At 64.0% G+C, this 22,401-nt stretch carries 20 protein-coding genes; 8 read left to right on the top strand and 12 right to left on the bottom strand.

Annotated features, from left to right (window positions below):
- Positions 1-5: 5 nt before the first annotated feature.
- From menD to SB659_RS14720, 3 genes are all read right to left on the bottom strand, one after another.
- The gene (gene menD, locus SB659_RS14730; RefSeq protein ID WP_410550887.1) at positions 6-1,715 is read right to left on the bottom strand and encodes a 2-succinyl-5-enolpyruvyl-6-hydroxy-3-cyclohexene-1-carboxylic-acid synthase; all 1,710 of its coding nucleotides are present in this window, start codon (positions 1,713-1,715) and stop codon (positions 6-8) included.
- A gap of 21 nt (positions 1,716-1,736) precedes the next feature.
- Entirely contained in the window at positions 1,737-2,759 is a 1,023-nt protein-coding gene (locus tag SB659_RS14725; RefSeq protein WP_410550886.1) for an o-succinylbenzoate synthase, read from the bottom strand.
- Between the two features lie 74 nt (positions 2,760-2,833).
- A complete protein-coding gene (locus SB659_RS14720) occupies positions 2,834-3,439 on the bottom strand; it encodes a hypothetical protein (protein WP_284980217.1) in 606 nt (201 codons plus the stop codon).
- A gap of 103 nt (positions 3,440-3,542) precedes the next feature.
- On the opposite strand from SB659_RS14720, the gene SB659_RS14715 reads away from it, so the two are divergent.
- Both SB659_RS14715 and SB659_RS14710 read left to right on the top strand, forming a co-directional pair.
- The gene (locus tag SB659_RS14715) at positions 3,543-4,244 is read left to right on the top strand and encodes a DUF2510 domain-containing protein (protein ID WP_410550885.1); all 702 of its coding nucleotides are present in this window, start codon (positions 3,543-3,545) and stop codon (positions 4,242-4,244) included.
- Positions 4,245-4,294: 50 nt separating this feature from the next.
- Positions 4,295-5,206 (top strand): phosphatase PAP2 family protein, encoded by a 912-nt coding sequence (locus SB659_RS14710; RefSeq protein ID WP_284980215.1) that lies wholly within the window; start codon positions 4,295-4,297, stop codon positions 5,204-5,206.
- Between the two features lie 48 nt (positions 5,207-5,254).
- Here the strand turns inward: SB659_RS14710 and SB659_RS14705 are convergent, their stop codons facing one another.
- The 3 genes from SB659_RS14705 to SB659_RS14695 form a co-directional block, all read right to left on the bottom strand.
- Positions 5,255-8,050, bottom strand: coding sequence for a S8 family serine peptidase (locus SB659_RS14705; protein ID WP_410550884.1), 2,796 nt, complete (start codon positions 8,048-8,050; stop codon positions 5,255-5,257).
- Positions 8,051-8,193: 143 nt separating this feature from the next.
- Positions 8,194-9,411: an MFS transporter gene (locus tag SB659_RS14700; RefSeq protein ID WP_410550883.1), complete on the bottom strand. Its 1,218-nt coding sequence runs from the start codon at positions 9,409-9,411 to the stop codon at positions 8,194-8,196.
- 97 nt (positions 9,412-9,508) lie between these two features.
- Positions 9,509-10,123 carry a hypothetical protein gene (locus SB659_RS14695; RefSeq protein ID WP_410550882.1) on the bottom strand — a complete coding sequence of 205 codons (615 nt, stop codon included), beginning with the start codon at positions 10,121-10,123 and terminating at the stop codon, positions 9,509-9,511.
- Between SB659_RS14695 and SB659_RS14690 the strand changes: the two genes are divergently transcribed.
- A complete protein-coding gene (locus SB659_RS14690) occupies positions 10,104-11,150 on the top strand; it encodes a hypothetical protein (RefSeq protein WP_410550881.1) in 1,047 nt (348 codons plus the stop codon). The two genes, SB659_RS14695 and SB659_RS14690, sit on opposite strands and share 20 nt — an antisense overlap.
- Before the next feature lie 81 nt (positions 11,151-11,231).
- Here the strand turns inward: SB659_RS14690 and SB659_RS14685 are convergent, their stop codons facing one another.
- From SB659_RS14685 to SB659_RS14675, 3 genes are all read right to left on the bottom strand, one after another.
- A complete protein-coding gene (locus tag SB659_RS14685; RefSeq protein ID WP_410550880.1) occupies positions 11,232-12,314 on the bottom strand; it encodes a hypothetical protein in 1,083 nt (360 codons plus the stop codon).
- 111 nt (positions 12,315-12,425) lie between these two features.
- Complete coding sequence (locus SB659_RS14680; protein WP_284975474.1) at positions 12,426-13,301, bottom strand: MBL fold metallo-hydrolase; 876 nt, start codon at positions 13,299-13,301, stop codon at positions 12,426-12,428.
- Between the two features lie 112 nt (positions 13,302-13,413).
- A complete protein-coding gene (locus tag SB659_RS14675) occupies positions 13,414-14,907 on the bottom strand; it encodes a polysaccharide pyruvyl transferase family protein (RefSeq protein ID WP_410550879.1) in 1,494 nt (497 codons plus the stop codon).
- Positions 14,908-15,048: 141 nt separating this feature from the next.
- Here SB659_RS14675 and SB659_RS14670 point away from each other — a divergent pair, with 141 nt between their 5' ends.
- The 3 genes from SB659_RS14670 to SB659_RS14660 all read left to right on the top strand — a co-directional run bounded on the left by SB659_RS14670 (position 15,049) and on the right by SB659_RS14660 (position 17,232).
- Positions 15,049-15,627, top strand: coding sequence for a copper resistance protein CopC (locus SB659_RS14670; protein WP_410550878.1), 579 nt, complete (start codon positions 15,049-15,051; stop codon positions 15,625-15,627).
- 85 nt (positions 15,628-15,712) lie between these two features.
- Complete coding sequence (locus SB659_RS14665) at positions 15,713-16,330, top strand: hypothetical protein (protein ID WP_410550877.1); 618 nt, start codon at positions 15,713-15,715, stop codon at positions 16,328-16,330.
- 110 nt (positions 16,331-16,440) lie between these two features.
- Entirely contained in the window at positions 16,441-17,232 is a 792-nt protein-coding gene (locus SB659_RS14660) for a YcnI family protein (RefSeq protein ID WP_284980206.1), read from the top strand.
- An 89-nt stretch (positions 17,233-17,321) separates the two neighbouring features.
- On the opposite strand, the gene SB659_RS14655 is transcribed toward SB659_RS14660, so the two are convergent.
- Genes SB659_RS14655 through pdhA form a run of 3 tightly spaced genes read right to left on the bottom strand, consistent with a single transcriptional unit; the run spans position 17,322 to position 21,102 of the window.
- On the bottom strand, positions 17,322-18,776 hold the full coding sequence (locus SB659_RS14655; protein ID WP_410550876.1) for a dihydrolipoamide acetyltransferase family protein: 1,455 nt from the start codon (positions 18,774-18,776) through the stop codon (positions 17,322-17,324).
- A 2-nt stretch (positions 18,777-18,778) separates the two neighbouring features.
- Positions 18,779-19,879 (bottom strand): alpha-ketoacid dehydrogenase subunit beta, encoded by a 1,101-nt coding sequence (locus tag SB659_RS14650; protein ID WP_410550875.1) that lies wholly within the window; start codon positions 19,877-19,879, stop codon positions 18,779-18,781.
- On the bottom strand, positions 19,876-21,102 hold the full coding sequence (pdhA, locus tag SB659_RS14645) for a pyruvate dehydrogenase (acetyl-transferring) E1 component subunit alpha (protein ID WP_410550874.1): 1,227 nt from the start codon (positions 21,100-21,102) through the stop codon (positions 19,876-19,878). Before pdhA ends, SB659_RS14650 begins: the two co-directional genes overlap by 4 nt.
- Positions 21,103-21,274: 172 nt before the next feature.
- Here pdhA and SB659_RS14640 point away from each other — a divergent pair, with 172 nt between their 5' ends.
- Together SB659_RS14640 and SB659_RS14635 are read left to right on the top strand one after the other, a co-directional pair.
- A complete protein-coding gene (locus SB659_RS14640; RefSeq protein ID WP_284975482.1) occupies positions 21,275-21,739 on the top strand; it encodes an Lrp/AsnC family transcriptional regulator in 465 nt (154 codons plus the stop codon).
- Positions 21,740-21,800: 61 nt separating this feature from the next.
- Positions 21,801-22,379: a YdcF family protein gene (locus SB659_RS14635; protein ID WP_410550873.1), complete on the top strand. Its 579-nt coding sequence runs from the start codon at positions 21,801-21,803 to the stop codon at positions 22,377-22,379.
- Positions 22,380-22,401: the final 22 nt, after the last annotated feature.

The raw sequence follows: 22,401 nt of genomic DNA, 5'->3' as shown, positions 1-22,401 counted from the left end.
CGCGGCTATGCCCCGAGCAACACTTGGGAGACGGCCGCGGCAACAGCATCCTTGATGCGCGAATGAAGGGTGCGCAGGCCTGAACGGTCTGTGCTCACTTCCACAATGGTGCGGCCTTTCAAAGGCCCGGTAAGCACGACGGCGAGTTCCTCCGTCGTGCTTACTTTTTTGTGTCCGACGCCGTAAGCCGCAGCCAGCGCCGCAATGTCCACTGTGTGGGGCGTGCCGAAGAGGCGCTCGACGGCGGTGCCGTAGGCGCCTGAATCCTGGACGGCGCCGTGTTCGAGGAGCCCGAAGATGGCGCCCCCGGAGTCATTGAGGACCACGATGCGCAGATCCGGCACCGGTTCGCCTGAGCCGAGGAGGAGGCCGCCGACGTCGTGCAGGAAGGTTACATCGCCGAGCAACACCGTTGTTTCCCGTCCACTGCCAAGCGCAATCCCGGTCGCTGTGGAGACAGTGCCGTCGATCCCCGCCAACCCGCGGTTGGCGTAGACAGTGGCCGCGGGTTCCCTTGGTGGCCGGCCGGCAAGGTCAACGTCGCGGATGCCGTTCGATGACCCAAGCACAAGGTGTCCGCGCGCATGCTCCCACACAGCGGCTCCCACGCCAGGACCGTTCGCATCCTCCTCCGAAGCGAAGACGCCGTCCATTGCATGCTGCGCGGCTGCCCCGGCGAGGAGCCAGGCATCCAACCATTCCGGAGCGCCCCGGCCCGCAAAGTCAGCCAGTTCGTGGAGGGTCTCGATGGGGGCCTCGCGCCGCCGGCCGGCCTCGTACCACGCCACGGGAACGGGCTGGTAAATCGCTGATTCCACGGATTCACGGGCCAACAGCGTTGTTACGGGCCGGGAAAGCGTTGCCCGGCCATAGAGGACAACGCGCTCAATCGGGGTTGGTGACCCGGGCCCGAAGTGTTCGAGCAAGAGCCTGTAGGGGCCCACTGCGTTCGGGCCGAAGCGTGCGTTGGAGGACGGTTCGGCGAGCAGGGGCAGTCCGTGGGCCCGGGCAAAGGCCTCGGCTATCGGGCCCGCATCGTGGCCGGCCAGGACCACGGTCCGTCGCTCTGCGAGTTCGCTGGAAGCCGCCGGCAGATCCAACGCTTGCGGGCCGGCGTCGTAATGGAAAACACCGTGTCCGGTAGTGGCGGGCAAAGCATCGCCGTTCCCTGGGACCAGTGGCTCACGGAACGCCAGGTTTATTTGGACCGGTCCGGGCGGTGTGCCTTCGAGGGCGCCCGTGGCGGCGTAGAGGGCAGTGGCAACAGCTCGCGAAGGATCCTCTCCGGCCGGAACGTCGACGGCGAAACGCACGTGCTCACCGAAAAGGTCCAGTTGCGCGGTGGTTTGGTTGGCTCCGGTGCCATGGAGTTCCTGGGGCCGGTCGGCGGAGACCACAATCACCGGAACGGCGGCGTGGTTAGCCTCCATGACGGATGGAAGGAGGTTGCCCACAGCCGTTCCCGAGGTTGTCACGACGCCGACGGGGGCTTCGGTGGACAGGGCAAGTCCCAAGGCCGTGAATCCGGCGTCGCGCTCGTCGATGCGCACGTGGAGGCGAACCCGCCCGGCCGCCTCGGCCTCAGCGAGGGCGTAGGCCATGGGTGCCGAGCGTGAGCCGGGCGCCACCACCACATGGCGCACACCGCCGTCGAGCAGCGCAGTTACGGCGATTCGTGCGGCGGCGATAGAGGTGAGGGAGTCCTGGGAAGTCACCGTTCCAGTCTATGGGCGAGTCTATGCACGACCGTGCGTGCCCGTAGCTGCCAGCACGGCGTGCACTCGGCGGAGCCGCTCCAGCCACCAGTCGCGGCGTTCCCCCGTGGCCGCGTACCGCTCTAGCAGTCCGGGATCGGCGACGGCGTCGCGTAGCCGGATCGCGCCGTCGTCGGCCACCAGAGGATGGGCCGTCACGTCGGAGGCGAACAGTGAGACCGTGCCTAGCCCGCAGGCGTAGGGCAACGAAGGCAACGCCGCGGCCAAAGCCAGTCCGGCACGGATGCCGATCGAGGTATCCAACGCCGAACTTACGACGGCGGGCAGCCCGGCTTCGGACACGATGTCCAGTGCCCGCCGCACTCCGCCGAGCGGTGCCACCTTGACCACGATGAGGTCGGCGGCCCCCGCGCGGGCAACGCGAAGGGGATCGTCCTCTTTACGGACGCTCTCGTCTGCAGCTATCAGTACAGGAGTGCCTTGGGCTGCGAGACGTTGCCGCACTTCGGCCAGCCCTTCGATAGTGGGTACGGGCTGTTCTGCATATTCAAGCCCGACGTCGGCCAGGGCACCCAGCGCTGCCACGGCCTCCTCCACGTCCCATCCGCCGTTGGCATCGACGCGGATCGCAGCGTCCGGTAGGGCCTGCCGGACGGCGGTGACGCGGGCGACGTCGTCCGCCAGGGATTGCCCCCGTTCAGCGACTTTGACCTTGACGGCATCTACGCGTCCAAAGCGGGCCAGCACCTCGGGGACACCCTCGGCGGCGACGGCTGGAACAGTTGCGTTGACAGGGACGCTCTCGCGGAGCGCCGGCGGGAAGCCGAGCCACCCCGCTTCCAAGGCCGCCGCCAACCACCGCGAGGATTCGTCGTCGTCGTATTCGGGGAAAGGGCAGAATTCGCCCCAGCCCAGCGGACCTTGCACGAGCAGTGTTTCCCGTTCCGTGATGCCGCGGAACTTGACCCGCATGGGCAGCGATACAACGTGGGCGGAGTCGAGGAGTTCCTCGATCGAGGGCATGGCTGGAAGTGGCTCTGGCATAGAGCCACTCTAAACAATGACTATTGGGACCAGGACGACTATTCGGACCAGTATGACTATTCGGACCAGTACGTCTATTCGGACCAGTACGTCCGGATGTTCGCCAACGCGGCACTCAGTTCTTCCGCGGACAGCGTGAGGGAGCTTTCAGGCACCCCGAGCGCTTCCCATTGGGCCATGATCTGCGTGTCGGCCTCCACGGGCAACGGCCACAACCAGTACCGTGCCGATGCTTGGACCATCTCATCGTTGGCGGCGCCACCACCGCCGCCCAACACGGCAAGAACCGGCCCGGCCACGCCTTCATGCCGGGGAGCGAACGGGACGTCCTGCGTGGCAATCGCTTTGCCCCCATCGGCGTAGGAGATGCCCACCATCAGGCCGCTATCCCCTACTGTTCGCGACCCTGGATGGTTAAAGCCCTGGTCCATAACCTCACGCCATTGGGTGTCCGACTCTTCACGCCGCCGGACCGTCCATGTGAGGTCCAGCAGGCAGCCCGTGGAATACACCTCCACGAGTTTCACTGCCAGGGCCATCCGCTCACTGCTGTGGAGGAAGTCTCCAACGTGCACTACGCCCGGCAATTCGTTCGACGGCGGACCGGCCCAAGCTGGCCTGACCGGCTGGGGTTTGCGCGACCCTTGGGGCGATTCAGGCATGTCGTCGAAGAACGTCATAACCTATCCTTACACCGTCCCGCCGACGATGTAGAGGGCCACTTACAAAAGAGATGACACCGAACACGATATCCTCGACTTCACGACTCACTTTGGGGGACGCATGACGCAGCCTATGCCCGGTTCGACGACGCCAGCCGGTTGGTACCGGGACCCTGCTGATCCGCGCCAAGTCCGGTGGTGGGATGGGCAGGCATGGACTGCCCACTTCCGGCCTGCCGCACCGCAGCAGGGCCAATTCCAGCAGGGGCAATTCCCACAGGGCCAGTACCCGCAGGGGCCATACCAGCAGGGCCCCTACCAGCCGGCGCGCTACGTCCAGCCGCGAAACCAGCTCAGTGACAAGACCCCGGTATACAACCCCTTCATCTGGGTCATCACCTTCCTGCCATTGATCTCCATCTTGATACTGTCCACGTGGCAGCCACAATTCAGGTACATCACCACCCGCCAAGGCGTGCACACTATTGACCCTCTGTCGATGTACACCCCGGGCTACTTCCTGACCCTGATCTTTAGCTTCCTGGCTTGGGGGCTGATGGTCTTCTTGGCCTACCTGGACCACCAGCGGTTGCTGAAAATCGGCGTCGTACGACCATTCCACTGGGCTTGGGCTTTCCTGAACGGGGCGGTCTACGTGGTGGGACGCTCAGTGATCGTGCATAAAGTGGCGCCCAAGCGCGGGTTGCTGCCGGTGTGGGCGCTCATCGCCGTCTACGTGGTGGACATGGTGGCTGTGTCCATCTGGGTGTCCACGATGTTGCACTCGATGATGGCAGCGATGGGCTACTCGGTCGCAGCCTAGGGCGCCCGACGTCGTCCGGCGTCCCCCGTCTGTGTGGCAGTCTTAAGAGAATGAGTTACCAGCAATTCCGCGTGAGCGGCAGGTCGAGCAAACGGCCGCATCGGGAACGCGAGGCGGGCGCGGGTTCGGGCGTGCTGTTTACCTTGGCCACCGCGGCAAGCTTCCTCGGCATCGCCGCAACGTACTATTTCTTTGTCCGCACCACCGCCGGTCAATTCATCGACGAATCCGCATTGGTCGAAGCCACCGAATTGAGTGGCTCTGCGGGAAGGGCCTCCACGGAGTTCCTGGACCTCTTGCCCATGCTGTCGCTGGCGATCGCCGCCGTCGTGGTTCTTTTCGTGACCGTGGCCCGACGCCGTTGGAGGGCGGCGGGAATCGCGGTGCTTGCCTGCGTCGCCGCAAACCTCGCCACGCAGCTGCTGAAATTCGTCATCCCGGACAGGCCCGATCGGGGCGTCCAGACCCTTGAGCTGAACTCACTTCCCTCGGGGCACACCACTTTGGCGGCATCCGCGGCTGCGGCGGTTTTTCTGATGGTGTCGCCCCGATGGAGGCCCTTGGTTGGTTTCCTCGGAAGCACGTTCGCCGTGGCCACGGGTGTCTCTACCCTGATAAACCAATGGCATCGCCCGGCCGACGTCGTCGCTGCCTTCTTGGTGGTGGGCGCCGTCATGCTCCCCGCAGGGTGGCTCATTCTCCGCTCGGGCAGCAGTTGGAACGTGTGGGACGGATATGGCGAACACTGGGCAGCCTCGCGGCTCTGGGTGTGGCTTAGTGTCACATCGCTGCTTGCCGGCGTGGTGGTGGCAGCGTATTCGCTGTTCCAGATCCTTCCTGGGCTCAGCCAAGACAGTACCGTGGACTATTTCTGGGCCGGGACGGCCTTCATCGTAGTGGCAGGCTACGCAGCCGCCCTGGGTGGCACGTGGTTGTTTGGCAGGGCAGCACGCCGCATATAACTGACCCTGCGGCGTGCTGGCCCTGCCGGCTCGTCCCGACCGTGAGCCTTACGGCATCCGGTAAAGGAATGCAGCCATGGCATCGCGATTGATCGGGGAAAGCGCGCGGTAGCTCTTGGTAGTCGGCGTCTCCTGCCAGCCGGTGGAAATCTTCTGGTCCGCCAGCCATGTCATTTCCTTGTAGAACAGCTGGCCGGGGCTCACATCAAAGAATGGCGAGGTTGCCGGTGGAACGAAGTCCGGTTTGTTGGCCAGACGGTACAGGAAGGCAGCCATGGCATCGCGGCTGATCGAAGTCAGTGGCCGGTATGTGTGGGACCCATTCGATTCGATCCAACCGGATGAGATTCCTGTCTGGGCAAGCCACGACATTTCCTTGTAGAACGGCTGGGTGGTAGCGACGTCCGTGAACGGCGAGACAGCCGGCGGTGTGTAATCGGGAGAGCCTGCCATGCGGTACAGGAAGGCTGCCATGGCATCACGGGTGATCGAGGCCGAGGGGCGATAGGTCACGGATTTGTCAGCTTCAACCCAACCGGTGGAGATCTTCCGGTCGGCCAGCCACGCCATCTCCGTGTAGAACGGTTGGGTGGTGGTCACATCCGTGAACGGCGACTGGGCCGGTGCCGTGAAAGCGGGTCCCTTGGTGCTGAAGTACGCAGTCCACGCAGATTGGGCCCCGGCCAACAGCGCGAAGCCGCTATGTACCTTGGCCACCACCTTCACCTGGCCGCGCGCCGGGTAAGTTCCTGCCGGCGTCGTTGTTCCGTCCACCTGGTAGTCGAAGTTCGCCGAGGCAGGGATGGTGTACTTGTCGTCGGCCATGTACGGGGCGTCGGTGAAGGTCACCGGCTCGGGAGCCACGGCCTTGTCGGCAGTCACGACTTCTGCCGTGGCGTCGCTAGTGACCGACGTCGGCTGGTAACCGTCCTTGGTCGCGGTCACTGTTGCTGTGACCGTCGCGCCCGTGTCGGCTTCAGTCAGTGTGTACTGAGCGGCGGTAGCACCGTCGATGGGAACGCCACCTCGGGACCATTGGTATGCCAGGGATACGGGAGCCGGACCCCACGTGCCGGCGTCCACCGAGAGCATATTGCCCACATAGGCCGAACCGCTGATCACCGGAGTGGCCCGGGTCAGGGTTCCTGCCTGCACAGGAGACGTTGCCGCCGACGTCGCCGAGACCACCGGGAAATGGCTCTTGGTAGCTGTCACCGTCACGGAGATGGCCGCGTTTACATCGGCGGGGGCCAGCGTATAGGCGGGGCTGACGGCGTCGGGAATGGCTACCCCGTCCCGCTGCCACTGGTAGGCAACCGTTGCCCTGTCGATTCCCACCCAGTCTGCGGCGGTGGTGGACAGCGTGTTACCAACGGTAGGTTGCCCGTCGATGACAGGGACCTGCGATTGGAGAGGGGTAGCGTCCTGGGCCGTATTGCGCAGAGCCAGTCCTGCATTCACAAGGTTTACGCCGCCCGCGGTGGAGGCGGTGACCAGCATGGTCGCTCTGACTTCATCCGGTGTGTAGGCGGGGAACTTGGAGAGCATCAGAGCCGCGACGCCGGCCACATGGGGTGCGGCCATGGAAGTTCCGGCCTTCAGGTAATAGGCTTCGGCTCCGGCAGTGTCCGTGCCGTCATTTAGCGTGGAGACGATGCCATCAACGACATTGTTGGTCATGTCTCCGCCGGGAGCGTAGATATCAACTTTCGGGCCGAAGTTTGAGTAGTAGGCCTTGACGTTTGTCCGGGTGCTGGCACCCACTGCCATGACGCCCTGGCAATTCGCCGGGCTGATCTGGGAGGCGTCGATGTTGTCGTTTCCTGCCGCTGCCACTACCACTGCGCCTTGGCTTCGAGCGAAGTTCACGGCGTTCTGGTACGTGGAGGAGCAGGTTGCCTGGCCTCCGAGGCTGAGGTTGATCACACGAGCTGGATTGGCGTTGGCGGGAGCTCCGCTCACCGAACCGCCCGCGGCCCACCTGATGCCATCGGCGATGTCGGACGTGTAGCCACCACAGGTGCCGATAACCCTAACGGGTACGATCTTCGCCTGGGGCGCCACGCCGGCAATGCCCTTTCCGTTCCCGGCAACTGCCGCGATGATGCCTGCAACGTGGGTGCCATGCCATGAGGAATTCCGGGCAGCTTCACCGGACGCGCACAGGCCGGCCGACGTCGCGTCGCCCTCGTCCCGCGGGTTGGGGTCGCGGCCATCGCCGTCACGTGCCACCGCGGGGTCGCTGATCATGTCATAGCCGGGGAGAACGTTGGCGTCCAGGTCACTGTGCGGAAGAATCCCGGTATCGACCACGGCCACTACGCTGCCCTGACCTTGGCTGACATCCCACGCGCCAAGGACGTTGATTCCGCCTGTCCCCGCACCGAGGTTCCACTGATACTTGAACAGCGAGTCGTTCGGTGCAAGCGCCAGGGGCCTCATGATGGCGTCCGGTTCTGCGTATTGCACGCTGGGATCGGCTGCCAGGGTCGCCACCAACTTCTTGGCTTCCGGGCCGCCGAGCTTGCGGTCAGTGCGCACCACTTGCTCGCCCGAGCCCGTGGTGCGTACCTTCTTTACCGGCACGCCCACCGCATTTGCGGCCTGGTTGAAGGACTTCTGAGGATCGACGGACTGAATGCCGGCCCGGTCCTTGAACTTCACTATGAACTGGTCCGTAGGAATGGTGGTTGAATCAGTCCCCGGCGTCACCGGCCCCGCGCTCGGCGTGGGAGCCGGCGTTTCGGTTGCCGCCGCCGGGAGGGCGGGAAGTGCCGTCCCCAACAGGGCGGCCACACTGACAAGAATGAGACGTGAGCGTACTGCTCTCCGGTGGTCTCGCATATATTTTTTCGCCCTTTTGCTCTAGCGCCCCCAAAGAGCACCGAAAAATGGCCGCGAACGCAGCTTGGTTGAGTTTATCCAGAGAGGTGACTTTCCTGTGAATCTCCGGTGAGTTTCGTCACCGGTGAGTCGCAGGGGTCTCCTCAGTAGTTCCGTCGGTGCTTGAGGCGGGGAATTGCGACGGCGAACACGGCCGCCGCGGCAAACCCTAGGACGCCCGTGGCCCAGATCCCTGCGGAGAGCGAGACTGCAGCCGTCAGCCCGGAAAGCAACACCGGCCCACCCGTGGACCCGGAGTCGGAGATGAAGCGCCAAATACCCAGAAAATGACTGCGCCCGTTATCCGGCGAGAAATCGGCACCCAGGGTCATAATCAGTCCGGAACTGATGCCATTGCCGAACCCGATCAACAGCGCAGCGAGCAGCAGGGACACAAATCCCCCGGTAAAGGGGATCAGTATCAGGGCTGCACCCATGATCAGCGTGGAAGGAACGGCCACCCACTGCCGGCCCTTGCGGTCCATGAGCTTGCCTGCCGGGTAGAAGACCAGCATGTCGATCGCCCCGGAAAGGCCATAGAGCAACGACGCGTGCGTAGCGTCGAGCCCCAGGTTGTCAGCCCACAACGGGATCACCACTTGCCGCGAAGCACGCAGCGCACTGAGCAGAAGGATGCCGAAACCCACCGTCAGGAATACTCCTGCATGGGAAACCGCCACGCTCTTCAACGTCGACGCCGGAGGCCGGGGGCCGCCGTCGGACGCGTCAGGGATCACTAGGTCCGGGATGGTGAGCGACAATATTGCCGCCGCCATCATTCCCACGAATCCCACCCAATAAGCCCCGCTGATCCCCGCGAACTGCATCACTCCGGCGCCGATAAACGGTCCAATGAAGATACCGATCCTGGTGACGCCGCCCAGCGTGGACAGGGCCCTCGCCCGGAACATGACCGGAACTGCCTCAGTCAGGAACTTCTGCCGGGCCAGGTTGAAGACACTGGCGGACATCCCCACCAACGTCATGGCGACGGCCAGTAACCAGATCCCGTTGCCCATGTGCGGCGCGAACGCAGCCGCACCGAGTGCGATCGCACCTGCAGCACCGGCTCCGAAAATTGCCCACCGTTCACCGAACTTCATGGTGATGATGGACGCCGGAATGTTGAAGATCCAGGAACCGAGACCTATCAGTGTCACGACCAGGGCAGAGACAGCAACCGAAGCTCCGAGGTCCCGAGCCGAAAGTGCGATGATCGGAAGCACCGCCCCCTCGCCTATACAGAACAAAAGCGCGGGCCCGAACGCCGGGAGCGCGATGCTGCGGAGGCTGAAGTTTTGGTTCGCTTGGGTGGTGGTCATCGCCTTCATCCTATGACCGCGGCGTCACCGGCCCGTAGTTGCCGCGGTTCCGTTTCCGGGACCGCGGCAACTTCAGTGTGGAACGGTTACCCAGGAATCAGGCGTTGGCGGCTGGCTTCCTCTGGCTGGCGGCCGCGAAGGCCAGGCCCAGGAGCAACAAGCCGACGGCCCAAGCGATCACTGCGGCATTCAGACCGGTGCTGGCCAAGGCGCGGGAGCTTCCGACGACGGCGGCCGCGGGCGCTGCCAGAACGGCACCTTGGGCGGCGCCGGTGATAGCGGCAGCAGCCTCCACTCGAATTCCGGCGTCAGCCGCGCCGGTGCTCAAACCTGCTGTAATAACGCCTTCGGTGAGCCCACCCATGGCCGGGGTGCTGATGACGTTATCGGTCGGAGCGCCGCCGTTGCCAGCGCCGCCGTTGTTCGAGCCGCCGCTGTTGATGCCGCCGCTGTTGGTGCCGCCAGCAGGAGGGGTGGCAACCGGGGGCGTGGCTACTGGAGGGATGACTGCCGGAGGGGTCACTCCACCGGCGGAGGCACCACCGATACCAAGGGTTGCGGAGCCGACGCTCACGGGAACAGTAACCGGGATGACCAGCTGGGTGCCGGAGACGACTCCGTTATCGCCGGATGTTGTGCCCCCGTTTGAACCAGCCGGAGTTGCTGCGCTGGGAGTTCCAGCGGAACCCGCAGTGAGTACCGAATCACCCAAGGCGCTTGCCGACGTCGAACCCACGCCCACAGGAACCGTCACCGGAGCAACTACCTGCGTCCCCGAACCGATACCGCCGGAGCCACTAGTTGTGGCCCCGGAGCTTGAGCCTGTTGCCGGAGCAGTGGACGAGGCTGGACCCGCCGCAGTGGAGCCCCCCAACACACCCACTGACGACGAGCCCAGGTTTACGGGCGCCCCAATCGGCGCAGCTACTTGCGTTCCTGAACCGATGCCGTTCGAGCCGCTAGTCGTTGAGCCAGCCGGGGCCGAGCTTGAACCTGCTGCCGGAGCGGTGGACGAGGCCGGAGCTGAACTAGCCGACGAATCCCCCAAGACACCCGCCGACGTCGAACCGACAGTCACGGGAACGGTCACCGGAGCGACCACTTGCGTGCCCGAACCGACGCCCTTCGAGCCATTGGTCGTGGCCCCTGCCGGAGCCGAAGCTGCCGGAGCAGTGGACGAGGCCGGAGCTGAACTAGCCGACGAATCCCCCAAGACACCCGCCGACGTCGAACCGACAGTCACGGGAACGGTCACCGGAGCGACCACTTGCGTGCCCGAACCGACGCCGCCCGAGCCACTGGTCGTGGCGCCCGCCGGAGCCGAAGCTGCCGGAGCAGTGGATGACGATGCCGGGCCCGTCGCAGTGGAACCCCCCAACAAACCCACTGACGACGAGCCCAGGTTTACTGGCGCAGTAATCGGAGCGACTACTTGCGTACCTGAGCCAATGCCCTTGGAACCGCTGGTAACGGCTGCCGGCGCGGCTCCCGACGTTCCCGATGGGGCGGCGGTGCTGGAAGTCGCTTTCGAGGTGCCGAGGACTCCCAGCGAAGTGCTGTTGACGTTGACTGGAGCGGTAACTGGCGCCACCACTTGGGTGCCGGAAAGGGTTCCGTTGTTACCACTGGTGGTGTCGGCGGCATTGGCCGCCGTCGCGCTGAGGACGATGACGCCCCCAGCAAAGCAGGTGCCGATCAGGCACGTGCGGATGGTCGTATTCATGGTGGTCTTCTCCTGAAGTTTTAGGTTCCAGAGACGTCCGGTTCCGGAGCGCCCAATGTGCCTTATGCCGCGCAACAATCAGCGGCTGGCTGGGAACCTAGTCAGGAGAGGAGCCAGGGTCAGAGAAGACCGGGGCTGGTGATTCTTGGTAGCTGGCCGCGTTTGGGCCGGTAAGTAGGTCTGCAGGAATAATCAGTGCGCCGTGAAGGAAGGCAGCTGCGGGGCCCGGAGGGCCGTTCTGCGAACTGCTGAAGCCCGCGCCAGTGGCACCAACGGGTACTGTGCCGGGGCCGACCGGAAAGTTTGAGGGGTCTGCCGGCGTCGGCTGTGCCCACTCCGCATCGAGAACGGTGGTGATACCGGCGGCCGCAAAATTGCTCCCGGCCTGGGATGTCGCAACCTTGCCGAACCCAGAAGTCCGAGCCGTCGCGCCACGTCCCGCTGCCGCTTCGGTAACCGCGATGGCGGCGGAACTTTCGACGCCGTCACCGGTCGCCTTAACCGCGTCGGGCAGCGCCGGGAGCAGCGACCCTGGGTCCGTCGTCGTCGGAGGAGTAGCAGTCATTGGCGGAACAGTAACCGGGAGGATCGCAGCGGGCGGCGTCAGTGAACCAACCGGCGGAAGAACGGCGCCGATCGCACCGACAACGGGATCAACAACCGGGTTCACACCATCAGTCACCGGGGTCAGCTGGACGGGTTCCACTGCCTGGTTGACCGGGGGAACCACAACCTGCACCGTGTGGTCTATTGCACCGGCGGCAGGAACCACCACGGTATTGACCACGCCGCCAACCGTACCGGCGGGAACGACGCTGCCTACCGCCGGGGCCGAACCCGCCAGGTGGTCCACGCTGTTGCTCACTTGGTGGACGATGGGTGCTACTGCCGGCACGGGAACGTGAACCGCTCCATTTGTCGCCGCTTCCTTTGCCACCAGGGCCTTGACGGGCGCGGGCAACGGAACATTGGGCACAGGGATACTGATGGCAGGACCGGAGGAGACAGTGGACGAAATGGTTGCGGTCAGTCCATCCGTGAGCGAGTGCTTGCCTGACGTTCCTGAGTCAGCGCTTGCGGCTGTGGCTGAGAGGACCATCCAGAGGGCCGTCCCAGCGCCCGCGACCATGACAGAGCGGAGAATGCTGGTAGCACGCGGGAATGCGCGTGAACCCGTCATCTCGACACCCCCAGGTAGTCGCGAAACCGATGGTCGCCTTCATCCTAAAACCCCTGGCAGCAATTAGTCCATGGTTAGGAGGAACCAATCACGAAAATTGTAAGGAACCTGTCATGAGGGGTAGGAGCCGGTGGAGCTAGGGCCGAAATCCGGTGTGGCCAAGGAAACCCGTCCGTGTTGGGCGTTGGTTTCCTGGAGCCTCTTGATGAACCAGCGCGACTGTTCAGGACCGTAGGGCAGCACCGGAATGGCCTTGGTGGCATCGGAGGGCATGTCACGTATGGACTGGGTGGCTTGGCGTACGGCTGTACCCATGGTGTCCGCCATGGTCTTAACAAAACTGTCGCTGGCTGGTTTGCCGTGTCCCGGGACCAGGAATTCGTAGCGGTGCCGGAGCGCGGAGATGTGCCTCAGGGCATCAGCCCACTCCTCGGGATAGGAATCCTCGAAGGACGGGTAAGCGCCGTGCTCCACCACATCGCCCACGTACAGCGTCGAGGCGGTGCCCACCATCAGGTCTCCGTCGGTGTGCGCGCGGCCCAAGTAGAAAAGGGTCGCCGTGATTCCACCGAGGTCCACGAGAACCGGCTGGTCACGAACAAGGGCGTTAGGGACCACAATCCCGACGGCGTCGCCCTCCCCCGCGGCCATCTCGGGTTCGTTGGTGGCTACGAAGCGGCGCTGATTGTCGCCGTCGCGTTCGATTGCCGCTGCACAGTTGGCGTGGGCCCAAAACTCCGTGACGCCGTCGTCCGCGAAAACCGCGTTCCCAAAGAAGTGGTCATAGTGGGCGTGGGTGTTCACCACCACCAGCGGCAGCTGCGTCTTCTCGCGGACAGCAGCGAGGATCTCCCGGCCCTGACGTGGGCCGCAACCGGTGTCTATCACCATGGCAAGCTCAGAGCCCACCACAAGCCCGGTGTTAAGTAACGATCCCTCGGTTTCCAAGACGTAGTTGTCCGGTCCAAGTTCGAGCCAAGCTGACAATGAGTTCTCCGTATCAGTGCAATCCGGCGATGTTCAGGCCTCTACTCTACCCACGGAACCCTGCTGGCTGATGGAAGACCGGCTGTGCGTTGGCTAGGGATTGGTGCCCGGCTCAGTGCCTCAGCAACCTCAGCCACCGCGCCAGCCGGACTACCCGGCTGGACTCCAGGGCCCCGAGTTGTAGCCGGAGTTGAGCGGTTTCAGCCTCAACGGCAGCCAAGGTAGCGGTGGTGTCCTCGAGTGCATGGGTCAGCCGGAACAATTCCACGGACTGGTGGCCAATATGCGATTCGTTGTTCGCTGTCAGCTTGGCTGCCACAGGGTGCTCTCCGGAATCCAGTTCCGGAAAAGCCGGCGCCAAAGTGGCCAGGACCGGAGCTTCTTCGGACGCACCCCTGAGGGCACGGACGACGCCGTCCCACCAGTTGCCCTGGAAGCGGCCTTGCGCCGGGGCCAGCTCTAGAAGGTATGCGCGGATCTGGTCCCTTCGGCTCCAGAATTCATCCACGAATTCGTCAAATTCTGGGGTCACCATATGACGCAGGGACCTCAACGTGTGGCCGAGGCCCCAGTTGGCCAGCGCACCGCCCAGCCGGACTTCTCCGTAGTAATCCACAGCGAGTCCGAGGCATGGCACACCCGCCGAGAGGGCAAAGACAATCGGGTGGTACCGGCTCGCAACCACCAATTCGGCCTGTGCGGTCAGGGCGGCGGCCTCTTCCGCCGTGAACTGCCCGCACACGGTGACCCTGTCCCACGTCATGCGACGCCGGATATCCTCGTGAGTTTCGATGTCCAGATCCGCCTTGCCGGGATGCGACATGTGCGGAATCATCACGACGTCGAGATCGCCGGCCTTTGCGATTCTGTCCAGCAGCTCTGCCACACGCTGGTTGAAGTCATCCTTGTCCATGGCGCCGGTTCCGCCTGCGAAGCTGGCCACGACGAATGGCCGCTCCGGACTGGGCGAATACGTAGGCGACGCTGAGGACGGCTCGGGGCGGCTGGTCGGATCGCTGATGAGGAAGCTGGCATCGTCCAGGGTGAGGCCTGCCGGGACTCCGGCGTCGCGCATCATCTGGAGGGACGTGCGCTCGCGCACGCTGGACAAGGCCGCGGAGCGGAATAGCTCCAGCGCTGTGTCGTAGTCCGGCCCGGTAAGCACGGGGCCAACAGTTTGCCCGGAGATGACTAACGGCTTACCCAATGCCTTGGCGATTGCTCCCACCGCAGCACGCTCATAGAGCAGCCAACCGTACGGCGAGTTCATGTTGCCGCCGCCGGCGATCACCACGCCGTCCGAGGATGCAATCGTCTGGATGAGAGGGTGGACCTGGTCATCGGAGGGCAGCGCAGTGGAGTCCCCCGCGAGGACGGACTGAATTTCCTTGAGGTACGTTTCGCGACGGTTGGGGGGCCACGGGAATTCCAGCGTCTTCACGGCGGCAGTGCCGTACAGCCGGGTGCTTTCCTCGGGATTTCGGGACAGCAGGGTTATATCCCTGATTCCCCTGGACTGGAGCTCAGCCACTGCGGCGTGGGTCATCGCCTCGTCGCCAACGTGGTAAACGGGCTGGCCAATATCTCCAAGAACTACGATTCGCACGATTCCCCGGTGGTAGAAGGCAAAAGCAGTACCAAGCTTAATGGGTGTATCGCGTTCCAGTTGACCACGTGCCGCTCTCCTGGACGCCCACCGTTCTACACTGGGTAGAAAGATTGAAGTGGTTGATGCGGAGGAAACGTTATGGGTCGTTGGTCCGCTAAGAGGCCGTTGAGGGGTCTGGCGCTGGTGATGGCACTGTTTGGTGCGTCGGTGGCGCTGGCCGTGGGCTCTGCTGCTCCGGCATTGGCACACGACGTGCTTGAGGCTACAGATCCGGCAGACGGGTCTGTGCTGACCCAGGTCCCTTCGGCGGTGCACCTGACATTCGACCACACCCCGCTCGCCCTCGGTTCCGAAATCCTCGTCAAGGATCAGTCCGGGACCAACCAGTCCGATGGTCCCGTGAGCATCGTGGACAACAACGTCACGCAGAACATCAAGTCCGGCGCACCGGCAGGCAAGTTCACCGTGGTCTGGCGGGTCGTATCCTCGGACTCGCACCCCATCGAGGGGACGTTCACGTTCACCGCGGGAACCCCGAACGCTTCATCGGCAGCCTCGACGGCAGCGACTTCGGCGTCCACGGCGGCATCCACGACGGCGGCGCAGTCACCGCAGTTCCCTTGGGGCCTCGCCGTGGGAGCTGTGGTGGTGCTCGCCGGCCTCATCGCGGTGGGCGCATACGTACGGCGGCGGCTCCGCACTGAGGCCAATGATTAAGTCGTTCGGTGGAAACGCCTCCACCGGATTGTAAGATCTTTCAGATGCCTGTTGGCTTTTCGATGATTCCCTGAAAGGAGCGCCGGTGACTGCACGCGCTTCTTTCCGAATGCTCCGTACGGGGGTCATTGGCTCAGTCGTCTTGGGTTTGGCGGCCGGTGGTCACTTGGCCGGCGGCGGAGTCCTTCCCGAGCCTGTCATTTTGACGGCGTTGTGCGCCCTGACGATGGTCCCGGTGGCCGTCCTTACCCAGTTCCGGCTGTCCTGGCCCGCGCTGATCGGGCTCCTGGGCGCCGGGCAGTTGTGGCTTCACTGGTCCTTCAACGCGTTTTCCGCCTCGCTTGGCCCCGCGGATTCGGCGACGCCGGTACTCACCGCGCACGCGGACCACTCCGCAGCCTCGACCATCCAGGCCCTGCACACCATCATGCCGACTCACAACGTCGACGACGGCGGACTCCTCATGCTGGCTGCCCACGTTCTGGCCACGCTCGGGACAGCACTGGTGCTGGCGCGAGGCGAAGAATCCTTGTGGGCCGTGGCCGCGTGGCTGCGCCCAATCATCCGCCTGCCACGCCCGGTACCCCTCAGGACACCCCAAGTCGCGCATCCGTTCCTTGCACCGCCGGTTCCGCTCCGCAGCCGGCTCGGCCTTCGCTTGCCCTCCCGGCGGGGACCGCCGTCAGTGCTGCACGCCGCCTGAGCCGCTTCTCACTGTGGAGAAAGTCCGCCGCGGCAACGCGCTGCAACAGCGCAATGATTCAACAGCACACTTCATTACCCTTTACTCCTTGTGAAAGGCACATCCCTGCCATGAAAAACTCCATCCGACGCACCATCAAGACCACCTCGGCAGCCGTCATGGCTGCCGGCCTGTTGGCCTTCGGCGTCTCCGCCGCGTCAGCCCACGTCAAAGTGGATCCTGACGATCCCGCAGCTGGCGGGTACACGCACCTGACCTTCAACGTCCCGAACGAATCCGCCAAGGCCAAAACCAGCAAGATCCAGGTATCGCTCCCCACCGATACACCGTTCAACTCGGTGTCGGTTAAGCCCATCGACGGCTGGAAGGCCAGCCTCGTCACCACCACCCTGCCCAAGCCGGTCACAGTATCCGGAACTACCCTGACCAAGGCTGTCACTTCGGTGGTCTGGACTGCTGACAAGGCGCACGAGATTGGCGTGAACGAGTACCAGTCGTTCTCCCTTTCCGTTGGCGTCCTGCCGGCCGAAGGCACCACCATCACGCTTCCGGCAACCCAGACCTACACTGACGGCACCGTAGTTAAGTGGGACCAGAAGGCCGTTGACGGCCAGCCTGAGCCTGAGCACCCCGCGCCGTCGTTCGTCACCACCGCAAAGGACGGCGCGACGTCGGCATCCACCACGGCCGCTTCGGCGTCCACGTCGGAGAACGGCGGCCGTACCGCAGGCTGGGTTGGATTTGGCGCCGGCCTGCTCGGTCTTATCGCTGGCGTGATCGCGCTCATCCGTACCCGTCCGGCCAGCAAGCGAACCCGTAAGAACGCGGGCACCGCTGCTGACACCGTAGATGCAAGCAACCAGACGGTGAGCTCAGAGAGCCCGGAGCACGCCGCCAAGTAACGGTAGCAAGACGCGTTAAACATCTGTGACCAGCTGGAAGGCTGGTCACAGATGTTTAACTCTCTTTTTTAGTGTCAGGGCTCTGGCACTTACATATCCGCGAGCGCCCCGCCCGGGTTTTCGATAGCGTCCGCAACGTATCGCAGGAAGCCCGCGGCCGTTTCGCCGTCGCAAACCCGGTGATCGAAGGCGAGGGTCAGTTCGGTGACCTTGCGGACGGCAAGTTGGCCGTTGACCACCCAAGGTTTGTCGATGATGCGGCCCACTCCGAGCATGGCGACTTCGGGGTAGTTGATGATCGCGGCTGAGCCGTCGACGCCGAACACTCCATAGTTGTTCAGCGTGAAGGTGCCGGAGCCCAGTTCGGTGGGCGTCGCTTTGCCTTCACGTGCGACGGCGGTCAGGCGGCGGATCTCGGCGTCCAGTTCACGCGCACTGAGGGTGTGGGCGTTACGGACGGAGGGGACGACGAGCCCGCGATCTGTTTGGGCTGCGAAGCCGAGGTTGATCCCGTCGAAGCCAACAATTTCCTGGGAACCGTCCGCAGTGGTCTCAAAACGCGTATTGAGCGCCGGGTACTTTTTTAACCCAGCCGTGACAAATCGAGCAATGAAAGCCAGCAGGCCGGGAGTGTCCTGCGGCGCGCGCTTCTTGAGTTCGGCGCGCATCTCGAGCAGCGCGGTCGCATCGACGTCCACCCACACTGTTGCCTCAGGGATTTCGGAGCGGCTGCGGGTCATGTTGGCCGCAACGGCTTTCCGGACACCCCGAACAGCCGTCCGGGAGGAAACGGCCAACCCTGTGCGTCCGTCCAGCGAACCCTCGGCAGCTGCTTGAGCCGCAGCGGCAGGTACGTTCGGAGCAGCCGCTGGAGTCTCCGGCGTGGAGATCGCAGCTTCCACGTCGCGGCGCATGATCAGCCCGCTGGCACCGGAACCATTGATGGCATCCAGCGACACACCGTGGTCCCGAGCCATCTTCCGCACCAGCGGTGAGATCACGGCACTGAGCTTTCCCGGGACTCGTGTCCGGGACACCAGCGGTTCAGCTGGCTCAGTCACGGCAGGTTCGGGCGCGCGGTCGACGACGGCGATGCTCCCCTTCCGCGGGCGGGTCCGGCCGCCGGTTGCTCCCCCAGGGGTGCCATAGCCGATGAGCACGTTGCCGGAGCCCGCCTTCTCCTCGGTCCGGTAGGTCTCCGCTGCAGCGTCGGCGGCGGGTGTTACCTCGACTCCCGTGGACACAGCGGACGGTCCGTCGGAATAAGCCGCAGGAGTGGCCGGAGCCTGGGCGGCACCTACCCGGGCAATCGAGATCAGCGGCTTGCCGACGTCGAGCGTTTCGCCGGCCGCTCCGTGGAGCTCGGCCACCGTGCCGGCATAAGGTGAGGGCACCTCAACCATGGACTTGGCGGTCTCTACTTCGGCGATGGGCTGGTCCACACGGACCTCATCGCCCACAGCGACGAGCCAGTTGACCAACTCCGCCTCCGTGAGGCCTTCTCCGAGGTCCGGCAGCCGGAATACCTGCAGATCTGAACTCATGGCTAGTCCTCCCACTGGAGATCGTCGACGGCGTCGAGGATACGGTCGACGCTTGGCAGGTAGTAGTGCTCCAGCTTGGGAGAAGGGAACGGAACATCGAAGCCAGTTACCCGGAGGATGGGGGCGGCGAGGTAGTGGAACGCCCGCTCCTGGACCCGGGCCACGATCTCCGATGACACGGACGCGAACCCGTGCGCCTCGGCGATCACGACGGCGCGGCCGGTCTTACGCACGGACGCGCAGACGGTCTCGTCATCGAAGGGGACGAGGCTGCGGACGTCGATAACTTCCAGCGAGCGGCCCTCTTCGGCGGCGGCAGCGGCGGCGGCGAGGGCTGTAGGGACGGAGGGACCGTAGGCGATCAGCGTCGCGTCAGTCCCGGGACGTGCGACGGCGGCGCGGCCCTCGGTGGAGGTCCCGGCGTCGTGCTCTGCGCGCAGGGCACCCAAGTCCACCTGGTCCTTGGACCAGTACAGCTTCTTGGGTTCCATGAACATGACGGGATCATCGGAGTCGATGGCTTCGCGGAGCATCCGGTAACCGTCAGCCACGGTGGCCGGCGTGTAAACCTTCAGGCCGGCAGTGTGTGCGTAGTAGGACTCGGAGGAGTCGCAGTGGTGCTCCACTCCCCCGATGCCGCCCGCGTAGGGGACGCGGATGACCATGGGCATTTTCAGGGCGCCCTTGGTGCGGTTATGCATCTTGGCCACATGGCTGACGATCTGTTCGAAGGCCGGGTAGGCGAAAGCATCGAACTGCATCTCGATGACGGGGCGCATGCCGTTGATGGCCATGCCCACTGCCATGCCCACGATGCCGGATTCTGCCAGCGGCGTGTCAAAACAGCGCTGTTCCCCGAACTCGGCCATCAGCCCGTCGGTGATGCGGAAAACTCCGCCGAGTAGGCCGACGTCTTCACCGAAAACGAGGACGGACGGGTCTGCCCGCATCGCGTCGGCCATTGCCGTGTTGAGCGCCTTGGCCATGGTGAGGCTCTGCGGTCCCGTTGCCTCGGCAGTTGCTGCCGCGGATGCTGCCGCGCTGGCCGTGGCCGCGCTGACGTTTGCCGTGGTGGTGCTGGTGGCAGTGGTGGTGACGGTCATTTTGCGCTCTCCGTTCCGGAGTTATCGGTGTTACCGGCGCTTTCAGCGCGGGCGAGTTCGCCGGCGAGCATGTCGGACTGTTCCTTCAGCTGAGGTGTGGGCTTGGAGAAGACGTATTTGAAGAGGTCCAGGGGCTGCACCGGGACGTCCTCGGCCAGGCCTTCACGGAGCTGCGTGGCCACGGATTCTGCGTGCTCGGCGATCCGGTCCGATACGGCGTCATCCAGCAGGCCTTTGTCCGTGAGATACGCCTTCATCCGTGTCAGCGGGTCCTTGGCCTGCCATTCGGCCACTTCGCTGTCGGGACGGTAGCGGGTGGCGTCGTCGGCGTTGGTGTGGGCCTGCATGCGGTACGTGTGGGCTTCGATCAACAGTGGTCCGGAGCCTTCCCGCGCCAGTTTCACGGCCCGGTCCATCACGGCCATCAGGGCCACCAGGTCGTTGCCGTCCACGCGCTCCCCGGCCATGCCGTAACCCACAGCCTTGTGGGCCAGCGACGGCGCCACGGATTGGTGGCTCAGCGGTACTGAGATGGCGTACTTGTTGTTCTGCACGAAGAAGATGACAGGGAGGCGGAAGACAGCGGCGAAGTTGAGGGCCTCGTGGAAGTCGCCTTCGCTGGTGGCGCCGTCGCCGCACATGGCCATCACCACGGTGTCTTCGCCGCGTAGCTTCGCAGCATGCGCCACCCCGACGGCGTGCAGCAGCTGGGTGGTCAACGGCGTGCACTGGATGCCGACGTTGTACTTCTTGGGGTCGTAACCACTGTGCCAATCCCCACGGAAGATGGTCATGGCCTCCACCGGGTCCACGCCGCGGGTCATGACGGCGACGGCGTCGCGGTAGGTGGGGAACAGCCAGTCACCCTCCTGGAGGCACATGGCAGCAGCGACCTGGCAGGCTTCCTGCCCATGGCTGGACGGGTAGACGGCCATCCGGCCCTGCCGGACCAACGCCGAGTTCTGGTCGTTGACGCGACGCCCGACGACGAGCCTCTCGTAGGCGGCCATCAGTTCAGAGTCGCCGGGTGTGGGGTACTCGTGGCCAGGTTCGGTGCCTTGCTCATCTTTGGAACGGAGGGTGCCATCCGGGTTCACCATCTGGATCTGGTGCCGGGCGGGAAGCATGTAATCCTCAACGCTGATGCCGAACTTTGCCCGAACGTCACCAGCTTGGTCCCCTGCTTCCGTTTCCGGCGCAGAGTGATCTGCGTGGATCGTCATTGGTCCATCCTTCTCTAGCCACTATGTGCTTCCAGTATGTTCCTCGAGGATGTTTCGTATCCAGCTTTCGGCAGAATCATGGAAAGCCTTGGAATATTTGACTACTCTGAAAGACGAATTGTATTTGTGAGCTGGGTAACGTGCCTGAGCTGTAGACGAATTGGAGGCAGCCGTGAGTGAGGCCGAAGCAGAGCAGGGCGCCGTACCACTGGACACGGTGGATCGGGACATCATCCGTGAGCTGACCGCGGACGGACGCATGTCCATCACCCAGGTCGCTGAAAACGTCCACATCAGCCGGGCCCACGCCTATACGCGCATCGCCCGGCTCACCGGTGAAGGTGTCCTGACCAAGTTCACCGCGCTGGTGGATCCCATCAAAGCAGGGCTTCGCTCCTCGGCCTACGTGACGTTGAAAGTCCAGCAGCACTCTTGGCGCGAACTCAAAGAACAGCTCAGGGCCATCCCAGAAATCCATCACATTGCGCTGGTAGGTGGCGACTTCGACGTCATTCTCCTGGTCCGCGCCACGGACAATATTCACCTTCGACGTGTGATATTCGACCAATTGCAGTCCATGGACGGGGTTCTGGATACCCAGACTTTCCTTGTTTTTGAGGATGTTGACACGCGCTAGGGGCGAGCGGGCAGTCACAAGCTGGAGGCAAACCCACATTGAGGAACCTTAGACTGGCCCCATGCCCATCAACACCGCCTCCTCCGCGCGTGGGCTCAGCATCGCAGCAATATGCATCTTCCTGGGGCCTGTGCTCTGGCTGATCGCGTCAATCCAGTTCTTCTACAACCCTCCCCAGGTCCCTCCGCACCAGAGCGACGCGATCGTGGTGCTCGGCGGCCTCAGCAGGGAGCGCCTGCCGGCCGCGCAGCAGCTCCAAAGCCAACTTGGCATCCCCGTCCTGGTTGTCTCCACCACGGGCCTTTCAGGAAACGCTGAAAGCGACGAGCTCTGTAACGATGAACAAGGCCAGCCCGGCTTGATTTGTTTCCGTCCGCAGCCGCTCAATACCAGGGGCGAAGCCGATGCCTTGGCTGCGCTGATCAAGGAACATGGCTGGAAATCGATCACCGTTGTCACCTCTGACTATCACGTCATCCGCGCCGGGACCCTGATCCGGCAGTGCACCGCCGTCGAGGTCCAAATGGTTGGTTCTGAACCCGATCTCTCCCCGGCCGCGTGGCTGGACAGGTTCGTAGTGGAAACCGGCGGGTTGTTGGACACGTGGGTGCGGCCGGAGTGCTCTACTCAGTCAGGCTGACCAGGCCCGGAGGCTCTCGGCC

The organism is Arthrobacter sp. SIMBA_036, assembly GCF_046535135.1.
Taxonomy (GTDB): Bacteria; Actinomycetota; Actinomycetes; order Actinomycetales; family Micrococcaceae; genus Arthrobacter.
The sequence above is the reverse complement of the archived record's forward strand: the minus strand, read 5'-3'. Positions and strand labels throughout refer to the sequence as shown.